Source organism: Streptococcus pseudopneumoniae (assembly GCF_001068775.1).
Classification (GTDB): domain Bacteria; phylum Bacillota; class Bacilli; order Lactobacillales; family Streptococcaceae; genus Streptococcus; species Streptococcus pseudopneumoniae_N.
The window spans coordinates 1-12,275 of record NZ_JWAJ01000148.1; the positions used below are offsets into that span (position 1 = coordinate 1).

Sequence of the window (12,275 nt, forward strand, 5' to 3'; positions counted from 1 at the left end):
GCTAAATTCCCAAACTAAGTTCCACCGCTAGTAGAAGTGGAAGTTAGTCTGATAAAAATTGTAAAAACCAGTGGAATTCCGTGTCAGGGTAAGTTCCACTGGTTTTACTCATGCTTGATTTCATCGCTTTTGTAGTCGAAAGGAATAGAAAAAAGAGCGCACAAAATCCCCTCATCTGAAAGCGTTTCAGATTAAGTTCCGCTATGGTGGAAGTTAGTATGAGACGTTTGAATGGGTTTTTTGGTTAGTTTTTAGATTTTATGTTGGAGTAATTTAGAAGACTGACAGACATCTTCTGCAGGTATTTTAGAAATGCCGAGAAGTTTAGGAATTTCTTCTCCGTAAGTAAAGGCAAAGAGTTCATAGGCTGACTTTCCATTCAAAGCAGCGCGTTTGACACTGTTGACATGCGAACAGACGAGATTAATATCCTCTTGAGTTAAGTTGTCAAAGGAAGTTCCCTTAGGTAGAATGTCGCGAATCAGCGTGTGATTTTTCTCAATTCTCCCTTTCTGGTCAGAGCGATTAGGGTCGCAAAAGAAGAGCTTGCTCTCTCCTCGAACATCCATTTCGATGTCATCAACCCTGGCAAACTCTCCACCATTATCAGTCAGAATGACAGGAAAGAGTTGGAAGAAATCTTTGTCCGCTTGGTGAAGAGTGTTCTTGATTTTATAAAGGTGTTTGGTAACCTCAAGGGCAGTTTTATTAACCAGAAGTCTAGCGAAGATAAAGTTACAGAAAGAGAGGTTGAAGGTGAGTAGGACTTTCCCTCCCATTCTGCCCATAACTGTATCCATTTCCAGCCAAGAGTCTAGTTGATTAAGGGCTAAATAGTTTTGGAAATCCTCATAGGAACGGCCTTTTTTAGCTTCTTTAGGGATGGAAGGTAGATTATTTTTTCTTCTTTCTTTAAATTTAACAGCTCTAGCAAGATCAATCGGAGCGATAGACAGGTAACCTTTTCGGATGTGTCGATAGACAGTTGAGGAGCTAACATCAAGGTTATGAGTTTTGAGGATATGATAGATGTGTTGTCCCTTTTTAACCCCATCAGAAATAATTTTATCCATGTTCCAGAAAGTCTGAGAATTAAGAGGAGTTCCTTCACGAGCTTCGACAAGAGTTTGTTCGTACTGCTTTTGAGCTTGTTTGGCGAGGTAGAAGATTTTCTGATAGCCACAGTTTTGTCTTCTTTTAGGACATCCATTACAGACAAAGGGAGCTTTGGCAAGTAAAGGACAAGGGAGGTTATCACACGTAGACTCTCTGACTAGTCTGTTTCGTTTGACTTCTTTGGAAACAGTAGTCGGGTCTTTTAGAATAAGTTGCCCGATAGCTTTGAAGGTTTCACCGCGCTCTAAACCTAATTGGATATCATTACGGTCTGAAAGGGTAAGGTGTTTATGTTTGATCATAGTAGGCCTCATTTCTACCACAAACGTCTCACACTTAATTCCACCATAAAAATCCGTTTTAGACTAATTTCCACTTTGGTCAGGAAAGTGGAAGTTACTTTGAGAAATTACCCCCTGCAAAAAAGCTGGAAACATTTGTCAGAGCTATTGACAAATGCGAAAGAATCAGATAGAATAGTAAAGTATGTTTAGTAACTGATCACTTTATAGCCGGCTAAACGAATACAAAATCTATGAGGAGGTATTCATCGTGAAACGTACTTATCAACCAAGTAAACTACGTCGTGCGCGCAAACACGGATTCCGTAACCGTATGTCAACTAAAAACGGTCGTCGCGTATTGGCAGCTCGTCGTCGTAAAGGACGCAAAGTTTTGGCTGCATAAACCAAACGAATTCAACAATGAAGTCAGTAGGAACTCGAGTCTACTGGCTTTTGTTTTGCCCTAAATGATGGCCTGCATTTACTTTCTATTTTTTCTATAATAGTGTATATAGGAGATTGAATTTATAACAGTACACTACAACTGCTAAAAATATTTCTAGAAATTAGTTTGACTTTCCTAATCTCTCTGTTCATATCTTATTTCAATCCACTATAATATTTCATATACTATATAAATGGAGAATATTTATGAAAAAATCAAAAGCTCTCTTACTAGGAGCTGGGCTTTTGAGTGCTAGCTTCTTGATGGTAGCTTGTAGCTCGACACAGTCAAATGCATCTGATAAAACCTACTCTTATGTATTTGCCAGCAATCCGGATACGTTAGATTACATTACTTCAACACGTGGTTCCACTTCTAGCATCACAACCAACTTGATTGATGGTTTGTTGGAAAATGACCGGTATGGCAACCTCATTCCTTCTATGGCTGAGTCATGGACTGTGTCAAAAGATGGTTTGACCTACACTTATAAAATCCGTCAGGGAGCTAAATGGTACACTTCTGAAGGAGAAGAGTATGCGGACGTAACAGCTCATGACTTTGTGACTGGTCTCAAGTATGCGGCTGATAAAAAGGCTGAAAACTTGTACTTGGTACAAGACTCTATCAAAGGGCTAGCAGACTATGTTGAAGGGAAATCATCTGATTTTGCAACTGTGGGCGTTAAGGCAGTGGATGATTACACGCTACAATACACCCTCAATCAACCAGAGACTTATTGGAACTCTAAAACAACAGCAAGTATCCTTAGTCCGGTAAATGAAGCCTTCTTGAAGGCTAAGGGAGATGACTTTGGAAGTGTGACGCCATCAAGTATCTTGTCAAATGGTCCTTACTTGTTTAAGTCCTTTACATCAAAATCTTTGATTGAATTTGATAAAAACCCTAATTACTGGGATAAGGACAATGTTAAAATTGAGAAAGTGAAGCTCTCTTTTTTTGACGGTTCAGACCAAGATAGTTTGGCTAGAGGATTCTTGGAAGGCAACTATACAGACGGGCGTATCTTCCCAACAAGCTCTGTGTTTGATCAGTTGAAAAAAGGGAATGAAGATAAGATTACCTATACCCCTCAAAATGCTATAACCTTCTACTATCTCTTCAATGTCAATCGTCAAAGTTACAAGCAAACCATGAAACAGACGGACAAAGAAAAGACGGATTCTCGTCTAGCTATGCAAAATAAAGATTTCCGTCAGGCCATTAACTTTGCCTTTGACCGTCATGCCTATGCTGCCCAGACAAATGGAGAAGATGGGGCTGATCGAATCCTTAGAAATACAGTCACACCAAGTAACTTTGTTCAAATTGGTGGAAAAAACTTTGGAGATGCGGTCAATGAAAAGATGGTCAACTATGGTACAGAGTGGTCTAATATCAATCTGAATGATGCTCAAGCTGCTTTCTTGGATCCTGAAAAAGCCAAGGCTGAATTTGCCAAGACTAAAGATAGTTTGCAAGCAGAAGGCGTGACCTTCCCTATCCACTTGGATATGTTGGTTGATCAGACTGCTAAGTTGGATGTTCAGCAAGCAAGCTCCTTCAAGCAGACCGTTGAAGCGACGCTTGGTTCAGATAATGTGGTTATTGATATCATTCAATTGTCTCCAGATGAGAAAGACAATGCTACCTTCTTTGCGGATACCGCAGATCAAAAGGACTATGACATTGATATCTCAGGTTGGAGTGGAGATTTCTCATATCCGAAGACCTATCTTGATCTCTTGGATCCAGACTCTGGTTCTCAGTTGAAAAATCTTGGCTTGACTCCAGGAAAAGACAATGAAGTCAAAGAAAAACTTGGTCTAGCTACCTACAGGGAGTTGTTGGGTGCGGCAGATAATGAGAATGAAAATATGCAAACACGTTATGAAAAATTTGCTGAAGTTCAAGCTTGGTTGACAGATAGTGCTCTCTTCCTACCAGTTCAAAGTGGAGGGGCTAATCCTATCTTCCGTAAGACTGTTCCATTTACAGCGGCCTTCTCATTTGTTGGACACAAAGGAGATGCGGACAACTACAAATATGTTGAATTGCAAAAGGAACCTGTGACGGCTAAACAGTACCAAGAACTTTATGAAAAATGGCAAAAAGAAAAAGCTGAGTCAAATAAAAAATCCCAAGAAGATTTGGCTAACCACGTTCGATAGAAGAAGGTTATCAATAAAATTTTAATACTCTTCGAAAATCTCTTCAAACTGCGTCAACGTCGCCTTGCCGTAGGTATGGTTACTGACTTCGTCAGTTCTATCCACAACCTCAAAACAGTGTTTTGAGCTGACTTCGTCAGTTTCATCTACAACCTCAAAGCAGTGCTTTGAGCAGCCTGCGGCTAGTTTCCTAGTTTTGCTCTTTGATTTTCATTGAGTATAAGTCTAATTTTAGGGACTAGATTCAGAAAAAGGCATTACCAGGAGCTTGTTGGTTCTGGTAATGCCTTTTCTTTATTCTTTCAAATGATAAGAGTAGCTAGCAACGACGACATCTTCGTGCCATCTGAGAGCATATTTTAATTTAAGGCTCATTTGATTGTGTAGGATATTTTGCCAAGGTTTATTAGGGATAAACTGGGGTACAAGAACTGTAACCGTGTAGTTCTTGTTCTTAGCTTCTTGAGAAATCTTTCGAACATAGCGGACTGTAGGAGTAATGATATCGCGATAGCTAGTATTAATGGTTTTAAGAGTAATATTTGGGAAGTAGTCAGCAAATTCTTGGAGGATTTCTTGGTCTTTTTCTTCGGTTTCCTTGGTGGAAATGTGCATGGCCAAAACTTCATCTCCTATACTTTGAGCGTAGTTAATCGCTCCAACGCTGACTCGAGTAACATTTCCTACTAAGACAAGGACGACATTGCCATCGTAGGCTTTCTTTTGAATTCCTTCATAAAGTCGAAGTTGTTTCGCCACTTTTTGGTAATGACTGTGGATAGACAGAAATAGGAAGGTCAATACCAGGATGATTGGGAAGAATGGCCAGATATCCCCAAGCCTGAAGAAGAGTAGAATAAGGACAATAGCGTAACAAATGATGGCACCAAGGATATTAGCAAAGGCAGATTTTAAGAAATGAGAGCCTTTTTCTTTTTTCCAGTGGCGAATCATCCCTGTTTGAGAAAGTGCAAAAGGAACGAAAACTCCGATAGTATAGAGAGGAATCAAGCGTTCTGTATTTCCGTTAAAAATGAGCAGAAGAATCATAGCACCAAAGGCTAGTGTTAAGATACCGTTTGAGTAACCTAGGCGGTCTCCCTTCTCCATAAAGAGATGGGGCATGTACTTGTTCTTAGCCATATTGTAAGCCAACATCGGAAAGGCTGAAAAACCAGTATTTGCAGCGACAGCTAGGATTAGGGCAGTTGAGAATTGGAAGAGATAATAAACAATCTGACCGATAGCTGAATCCCCTAAAATCCCTTTAGCCATTTGTGAGAGGATTGTTTCTCCGTGTTGAGGGGTAATTCCCATCCAGTAGTTTAAGAAGGTAATCCCTGCAAATAGAAATCCAAGGATAAGTGACATGATGGTCAATGTTTGAGCTGCGTTTTTTTCTTTAGGGCTCTTGAAAAATGGAACGGCATTTGAGATAGCTTCAACCCCTGTTAGTGAAGCCGAACCGCTGGTGAAGGCTCTTAAAATGAGGACAATTGAGAGACTTGGGACGGTTTGACCAATAGAGGAAGTTGCATGATAGCTTAGAGAGCCTGTCAACAGTTGGAAGATACCAAACAATAAGAGGAAGACTGTACTAAAGATAAAGAGATAGACAGGGATCATCAAAGAACTGGCGGATTCCTTCAAACCTCTTAGATTCAAAAGCATGAGTAAACAGACCAGAAAAATGGCGATGTGGAGGTTATAGGGGTGGAGGGTAGGCAGTGCTGCTGTGATAGCATCAGCTCCTGCAGCCACGGATACGGCAACTGTTAGCATATAGTCAACAAGCAGGCTTCCTCCAGCAATCAAACCTAGCTCAGGAGATAGATTTTCTCGAGTTACCATATAGGCACCTCCACCTTGAGGGTAGGCGTGAATGATTTGCCGGTAGGAAATGGTCAGGCTAGCTAATAGTAAGAGGACAAAAATGCCAATAGGGAGACTCCACCAGATAGCAAGCGGAGAAAGGCTGGCCAAGACGAGGACGACCTGTTCAGGCCCGTAGGCAATAGATGATAGAGCATCGCTTGATAGCATTGCGAGTGCCTGCGTTTTTCCAAGTAGTCCTCCCTCGCCTTCAGTTAAGGACTTAAGGGGACGACCAATAAAGGTATATTTTAGTTTTGTAAACATTTTCTTTCCTTTTCTGAAAAATTTCAACAAGAGTTATTATACTGCTACGAAAAAATACCGTCAAGAAAAAATGAGTGATTTCAAAATATTTTTTCCTATAAGAATGAGACTAGTTTTTTGGTATAATAGAAGGTAGAAAAAACGAGGGAATATACATGATTTTTGATACACATACCCACTTGAATGTGGAAGAATTTTCAGGAAGAGAAGCAGAAGAAATAGCCTTAGCAGCTGAAATGGGTGTGACTCGGATGAATATTGTTGGTTTTGACAAACCGACTATTGAGCGTGCTCTTGAACTAGTGGACAAGTATGACCAACTCTATGCGACGATTGGCTGGCATCCAACGGAAGCAGGAACCTATACAGAGGAAGTTGAGAATTACTTGCTAGAAAAACTAAAACATCCAAAAGTTGTTGCCTTGGGCGAGATTGGTTTGGACTACCACTGGATGACGGCATCTAAGGAAGTTCAAGAAAAGGTTTTTCGTCGTCAGATCCAGCTATCTAAGGAACTGGACTTACCTTTTGTGGTTCACACACGTGATGCGCTCGAAGATACCTATGAAATTATTAAGAGTGAGGGAGTTGGTCCACGTGGCGGCATCATGCATTCCTTCTCAGGTTCTTTGGATTGGGCTGAGAAGTTTGTTGAGCTTGGTATGACCATTTCCTTCTCAGGAGTGGTGACCTTTAAGAAGGCGACGGATATCCAAGAAGCTGCCAGAGAACTTCCTTTGGACAAGATTTTGGTAGAGACAGATGCACCTTATTTAGCCCCAGTACCCAAGCGTGGGCGTGAAAATAAGACAGCTTACACGCGCTATGTAGTAGACTTTATTGCGGACTTGCGTGGCATGACGACAGAAGAATTGGCAGCAGTGACAAGTACCAATGCTGAACGAATCTTTGGATTGGAAAGTAAATCATGAAAGAGAAAATTTCCCAAGTCATCGTAGTCGAAGGGCGTGACGATACGGCAAATCTAAAACGCTACTTTGACGTGGAGACCTATGAGACTCGTGGTTCGGCTATCAATGAACAGGACCTTGAACGAATTCAACGTTTACATGAACGTCATGGGGTGATTGTCTTTACAGATCCTGATTTCAACGGGGAACGCATTCGTCGGATGATTATGACGGCTGTTCCATCAGTGCAGCACGCTTTTCTCAAACGTGATGAGGCAGTTCCTAAGTCCAAGACCAAGGGACGTTCTCTAGGAATCGAACATGCCAGTTATGAAGACTTGAAAACAGCGCTGGAACAAGTCACAGAGCAATTTGCAGCAGAAAGTGACTTTGATATTAGCCGTAGTGACTTGATCCGATTAGGGTTTCTAGCTGGAGCAGACAGCCGAAAACGCAGAGAATATCTAGGAGAGAATCTTCGTATCGGTTATTCCAATGGGAAACAACTTCTCAAGCGTTTAGAATTATTTGGAATCAGTCTAGCTGAAGTTGAAGATGCCATGAAATCGTATGAGAATTGAGAAACCGTCCCAAAATGTAGGGGGAATATGATACAATAGAAGTAATCATATACGGTTTAATCAGGCTTGATAGCAAGCATTAGAAAAGTGCTCCACGGAATTAGCCTTGTGTGGAGTTAATGAGGAAAAGTTATGGGAATCTTTGATTTTTTAAAAAAGACGGAAACTGCAGAGGCAACTGAAATAACTGAAGCACAGAATGAAAGAGAAGAATCTAAAAACAATGCATGTATTGGAGTTTTAGATTTGTTCCCAATGAAGGAAACGAATCAATTATTGATCGTTGGGAGTTTAGAAGGGACTCTCAAGGTTGGAGATCAGTTGCAGTTTTGCAATCCTGACCAAGGAATGGACGCTCTTGGTACTGTAGAGGTTAAAAAACTTAGCAGTCAAAACAAAGATGCAGATAGTCTTACTGATGAAGTTCTCGCGCATCTAGTGGTTGATAGGCTTCCTTCTTTGGATAAATTGAAAAAAGGAAGTGTGCTCTTTAGTTCAGGTGTTGAGGAAGAGCAAAAATTATCAAGCTATTCAGATGCCCTTTATCGTGCTTTTGTAGCCATCCAAGAGGGTCAATTGACTAATGAAGACTATTTGTCAGCTAGCCTTGATGACAGTGTAGAGATTTTACGTCTCTTTTTATGGAAATGCCGTCAAAATCAGGAAACTGAAAGCGAAGAAAGCTATCAAGCCAACACTCGCAAGTTGGAACGTCTAGCGGAAATCGTCAAGGACAAGTTGTTAGTAGCAGATTCTGTTTATGCAGTTTATTCGGAAAAAACAGGCGAACCTTACCTTTTCTCAACGACCTATGACAGAGGTGAGGAAGGTTATCTGTGTACTGATCCCATGATTATGCTGTTGACACCATCTTGGTATCGCCAATTCAAGGAAACCATTGATAGTCGACCAAACTCAGTGGTAAAACTGATTGAAAATACGGAAGACAAAACAGGGATTGAGAATTTCCTTGGGACAGCCTTTTACTTAAACGGTGCCATGGGAGCAATCTTTAATTCCAAGGAAGTCAGCGTCAGCGCTCCTGCCTTGGTTCAAAAACCAGATTTTTCTGATTTGCCAGAAATACAAGTGCCTGTCATGAATCCTGACCTGGTAAGATGGATGCTCCTGATGGGACAGATGGATCAACCGACTACAGAAGAGCAAGAACTAGTTTATGGGCTTTACTACAAGTTCTTCTCTATGGCTATGCCTAAGGCAAAATTCTTGCTTCCATTAGATGCAGCATCAGGATTCCCAGAGGATAATTCAGAAGGGAATTCCTTTGTTTTGGAAAAAGACGCTAACTTTAATATTCCCGTTAGAGAGGGAAAAGATGGACGAAATTCCGTCCCAGTATTTACTGATTGGAAACGTCTGAGAATGGTCTTTGATGAAAAGTGGAATGGCATGATTGAAGAAGCTGGAGGCATGATTGAAGGCTTTGACTATGCCATTAATCCAACGGAATACTATGAAGCGGGTGCCTATGTTAGCCTAACAGCTTTTAAAGAGATGCAAGAGCTCAGTTAGGAACTAGAAGGCAATTAGAGAGTTCTTTAATAATTAGAAAAGAGAATAAATGAGAATTGCAGATTATAGCGTGACCAAGGCAGTGCTGGAGCGTCACGGTTTTACCTTTAAAAAGTCCTTCGGGCAAAATTTCTTGACCGATACCAATATCCTTCAAAAAATTGTGGATACGGCTGAGATTGATGACCAGGTTAATGTCATTGAGATCGGGCCGGGTATTGGTGCTTTGACTGAATTTTTAGCTGAGCGTGCAGCTCAAGTCATGGCTTTTGAGATTGACCACCGTTTGGTACCAATCCTAGTGGATACTTTACGTGGTTTTGACAATGTGACCGTAGTTAACGAAGATATTCTCAAGGTTGATTTGGCGCAACATATCCAGAATTTTAAAAATCCTGACCTGCCTATTAAGGTAGTAGCTAACTTACCTTACTACATCACGACCCCTATTCTCATGCACTTGATTGAAAGTGGGATTCCTTTTAGTGAGTTTGTCGTCATGATGCAGAAAGAAGTAGCAGATCGTATCTCTGCACAACCAAATACCAAGGCTTATGGTAGTTTGTCGATTGCAGTTCAGTATTACATGACGGCCAAGGTTGCCTTCATCGTGCCTCGTACGGTCTTTGTACCAGCACCAAATGTGGACTCTGCTATTTTGAAAATGGTGCGCCGTCCAGAACCAGCTGTAGCAGTTGAAGACGAGAACTTTTTCTTTAAGGTTTCCAAGGCAAGTTTCACCCATCGCCGAAAGACCTTGTGGAACAATTTGACAGGTTACTTTGGCAAGACTGAAGAGGTCAAGGACAAGCTGACCAAGGCTTTGGACCAAGCAGGCTTGTCACCAAGTGTGCGTGGGGAAGCTCTCAGCTTGGAAGAGTTTGCCAGCCTAGCAGATGCACTTAAAGGGCAAGGACTCTAAGATGCGGGGACAAATCATTAAAGCCTTGGCAGGATTCTACTATGTGGAGAGTGAGGGTCAGGTTTATCAAACACGCGCGCGTGGGAATTTCCGTAAAAAAGGCCATACTCCCTACGTTGGAGACTGGGTAGATTTTTCTGCCGAGGAAAATTCAGAAGGCTATATCCTCAAGATTCATGAACGGAAAAACAGTCTGGTCCGTCCGCCTATTGTCAATATTGACCAAGCTGTAGTAATCATGTCTGTCAAGGAACCTGATTTTAATAGCAATTTGTTGGATCGTTTCTTGGTTCTCTTAGAACATAAGGGCATTCATCCTATCGTTTATATTTCTAAAATGGACCTCTTGTCAGATCGACTAGAACTGGATTGTTACGAGCAGACCTATCGTGCCATCGGCTACGACTTTGTGACTAGTAAGGAAGAGCTCTTGCCACTATTGACAAACAAGGTGACAGTCTTTATGGGGCAGACAGGTGTTGGGAAGTCAACTCTTCTCAATAAAATCGCACCAGACCTCAATCTTGAAACAGGAGAAATTTCAGACAGTCTGGGTCGCGGGCGCCACACTACTCGAGCGGTTAGTTTTTATAATCTCAATGGAGGTAAAATCGCAGATACACCGGGCTTTTCATCCTTGGACTATGAAGTATCAACGGCGGAAGACCTCAATCAGGCCTTCCCAGAGATTGCTAGTGTCAGCCGAAACTGCAAATTCCGCACTTGTACCCATACCCATGAGCCGTCCTGTGCAGTGAAACCAGCAGTTGAAGAAGGTACTATTGCGCCCTTCCGTTTTGAAAATTATCTGCAATTCCTCAGTGAGATTGAGAATCGCAGAGAAACCTATAAAAAAGTCAGCAAAAAAATTCCAAAATAAGGAGAAACCTATGTCTCAATACAAGATTGCTCCGTCAATTCTGGCAGCAGATTATGCCAACTTTGAACGTGAAATTAAACGCCTAGAAGCAACTGGGGCAGAATACGCCCATATCGATATCATGGATGGTCACTTTGTACCACAAATCAGCTTTGGTGCAGGTGTGGTCGAAAGCCTTCGCCCCCATAGCAAGATGGTTTTTGATTGCCACTTGATGGTCTCTAATCCTGAACACCATCTAGAAGATTTTGCGCGTGCAGGGGCAGATATCATCAGCATTCACGTAGAGGCAACACCTCATATCCATGGCGCTCTTCAAAAGATTCGTTCTCTAGGTGTCAAACCATCGGTTGTTATCAATCCTGGAACGCCTGCTGAGGCTATCAAGCACGTGCTTCACTTAGTTGATCAAGTCTTGGTCATGACGGTTAACCCTGGATTTGGTGGACAAGCCTTTCTGCCAGAAACCATGGATAAGATTCGTGAGTTGGTGGCACTTCGTGAGGAGAAGGGCTTGAACTTTGAGATCGAAGTGGATGGTGGGATTGATGATAAAACTATTGCTCAAGCCAAAGAAGCTGGTGCAACAGTTTTTGTAGCAGGGTCTTATGTCTTTAAGGGAGATGTCAATGAACGAGTGCAAGCTCTCCGAAAACAACTGGACTAAAGTTGCAGTTTTTGCTGGTGGAGACCGTGGACATTATAGGATAGATTTTGATTGCTTTGTCGGTGTGGACCGTGGCTCACTCTGGGTACTGGAGGAAAAACTTCCTCTTACTATAGCCGTTGGGGATTTTGATTCTGTGACTATGGAAGAGCGTCAGTTGATTCAAAAACGTGCGCGACACTTTGTCCAAGCCCAGCCAGAAAAAGATGATACGGATCTGGAACTAGCACTGTTAACGGTTTTTGAAAAAGATCCTCAAGCTCGAGTGACCATTTTTGGCGCCCTAGGTGGTCGCATTGACCATATGCTGGCCAATGTCTTTCTGCCTAGCAATCCTAAATTGGCGCCCTATATGCGTCAAATAGAGATTGAGGATGGGCAAAATTTGATTAGCTATTGCCCAGAAGGGACCAGTCAACTTGAACCACGTTTGGACTATGATTATCTGGCCTTTATGCCTGTGAGGGACAGTCAGTTAACCATTATCGGAGCCAAGTACGAATTGACTGAAGAGAATTTTTTCTTTAAGAAAGTTTACGCTTCTAACGAATATATAGATAGGGAAGTTTCGGTGACTTGCCCAGATGGCTATGTGGTTGTCTTGCATAGCAAAGACAGGAGGTAGG

11 protein-coding genes are annotated in these 12,275 nt (G+C 41.8%); 9 read left to right on the forward strand and 2 right to left on the reverse strand.

The genetic code is table 11. The features are described from left to right. Nucleotides 1-251: 251 nt before the first annotated feature. Nucleotides 252-1,418, reverse strand: a complete 1,167-nt coding sequence (locus ADF68_RS09105) for an IS30 family transposase (protein ID WP_049548801.1) — start codon at nt 1,416-1,418, stop codon at nt 252-254. A 250-nt stretch (nt 1,419-1,668) separates the two neighbouring features. On the opposite strand from ADF68_RS09105, the gene rpmH reads away from it, so the two are divergent. Both rpmH and ADF68_RS09115 read left to right on the forward strand, forming a co-directional pair. Further along, the gene (gene rpmH / locus ADF68_RS09110) at nt 1,669-1,803 is read left to right on the forward strand and encodes a 50S ribosomal protein L34 (protein WP_000831905.1); all 135 of its coding nucleotides are present in this window, start codon (nt 1,669-1,671) and stop codon (nt 1,801-1,803) included. 248 nt (nt 1,804-2,051) lie between these two features. Beyond that, nucleotides 2,052-4,016: a peptide ABC transporter substrate-binding protein gene (locus ADF68_RS09115; RefSeq protein ID WP_049549538.1), complete on the forward strand. Its 1,965-nt coding sequence runs from the start codon at nt 2,052-2,054 to the stop codon at nt 4,014-4,016. A 294-nt stretch (nt 4,017-4,310) separates the two neighbouring features. On the opposite strand, the gene ADF68_RS09125 is transcribed toward ADF68_RS09115, so the two are convergent. Continuing rightward, nucleotides 4,311-6,155 (reverse strand): APC family permease, encoded by a 1,845-nt coding sequence (locus ADF68_RS09125; RefSeq protein WP_049549539.1) that lies wholly within the window; start codon nt 6,153-6,155, stop codon nt 4,311-4,313. Between the two features lie 155 nt (nt 6,156-6,310). On the opposite strand from ADF68_RS09125, the gene ADF68_RS09130 reads away from it, so the two are divergent. The 7 genes from ADF68_RS09130 (at nt 6,311) to ADF68_RS09160 (ending at nt 12,274) form a co-directional block, all read left to right on the forward strand. Then, nucleotides 6,311-7,087, forward strand: coding sequence for a TatD family hydrolase (locus tag ADF68_RS09130; RefSeq protein ID WP_049549540.1), 777 nt, complete (start codon nt 6,311-6,313; stop codon nt 7,085-7,087). Next, nucleotides 7,084-7,647, forward strand: a complete 564-nt coding sequence (rnmV, locus tag ADF68_RS09135; RefSeq protein WP_049549541.1) for a ribonuclease M5 — start codon at nt 7,084-7,086, stop codon at nt 7,645-7,647. The genes ADF68_RS09130 and rnmV overlap by 4 nt, the downstream gene beginning before the upstream one ends. Before the next feature lie 132 nt (nt 7,648-7,779). After that, nucleotides 7,780-9,180, forward strand: coding sequence for an SseB family protein (locus ADF68_RS09140; RefSeq protein ID WP_049549542.1), 1,401 nt, complete (start codon nt 7,780-7,782; stop codon nt 9,178-9,180). A 49-nt stretch (nt 9,181-9,229) separates the two neighbouring features. Then, nucleotides 9,230-10,102: a 16S rRNA (adenine(1518)-N(6)/adenine(1519)-N(6))-dimethyltransferase RsmA gene (gene rsmA, locus ADF68_RS09145; RefSeq protein ID WP_049549543.1), complete on the forward strand. Its 873-nt coding sequence runs from the start codon at nt 9,230-9,232 to the stop codon at nt 10,100-10,102. Nucleotide 10,103: 1 nt separating this feature from the next. After that, a complete protein-coding gene (gene rsgA / locus ADF68_RS09150; protein WP_049549544.1) occupies nt 10,104-10,982 on the forward strand; it encodes a ribosome small subunit-dependent GTPase A in 879 nt (292 codons plus the stop codon). Nucleotides 10,983-10,992: 10 nt separating this feature from the next. Further along, the gene (gene rpe, locus ADF68_RS09155) at nt 10,993-11,649 is read left to right on the forward strand and encodes a ribulose-phosphate 3-epimerase (RefSeq protein ID WP_049549545.1); all 657 of its coding nucleotides are present in this window, start codon (nt 10,993-10,995) and stop codon (nt 11,647-11,649) included. After that, entirely contained in the window at nt 11,612-12,274 is a 663-nt protein-coding gene (locus ADF68_RS09160) for a thiamine diphosphokinase (protein ID WP_049549546.1), read from the forward strand. The genes rpe and ADF68_RS09160 overlap by 38 nt, the downstream gene beginning before the upstream one ends. Nucleotide 12,275: the final 1 nt, after the last annotated feature.

Excerpts from the sequence above, each read along its gene's own strand:
- ADF68_RS09160 (WP_049549546.1), top strand. The coding sequence starts at position 11,612 with ATGAACGAGTGCAAGCTCTCCGAAAACAACTGGACTAAAGTTGCAGTT.
- rsmA (WP_049549543.1), top strand. The coding sequence starts at position 9,230 with ATGAGAATTGCAGATTATAGCGTGACCAAGGCAGTGCTGGAGCGTCAC.
- rnmV (WP_049549541.1), top strand. The coding sequence starts at position 7,084 with ATGAAAGAGAAAATTTCCCAAGTCATCGTAGTCGAAGGGCGTGACGAT.
- ADF68_RS09115 (WP_049549538.1), top strand. The coding sequence starts at position 2,052 with ATGAAAAAATCAAAAGCTCTCTTACTAGGAGCTGGGCTTTTGAGTGCT.
- ADF68_RS09140 (WP_049549542.1), top strand. The coding sequence starts at position 7,780 with ATGGGAATCTTTGATTTTTTAAAAAAGACGGAAACTGCAGAGGCAACT.
- rpe (WP_049549545.1), top strand. The coding sequence starts at position 10,993 with ATGTCTCAATACAAGATTGCTCCGTCAATTCTGGCAGCAGATTATGCC.
- ADF68_RS09125 (WP_049549539.1), bottom strand. The coding sequence starts at position 6,155 with ATGTTTACAAAACTAAAATATACCTTTATTGGTCGTCCCCTTAAGTCC.
- rsgA (WP_049549544.1), top strand. The coding sequence starts at position 10,104 with ATGCGGGGACAAATCATTAAAGCCTTGGCAGGATTCTACTATGTGGAG.
- ADF68_RS09130 (WP_049549540.1), top strand. The coding sequence starts at position 6,311 with ATGATTTTTGATACACATACCCACTTGAATGTGGAAGAATTTTCAGGA.
- ADF68_RS09105 (WP_049548801.1), bottom strand. The coding sequence starts at position 1,418 with ATGATCAAACATAAACACCTTACCCTTTCAGACCGTAATGATATCCAA.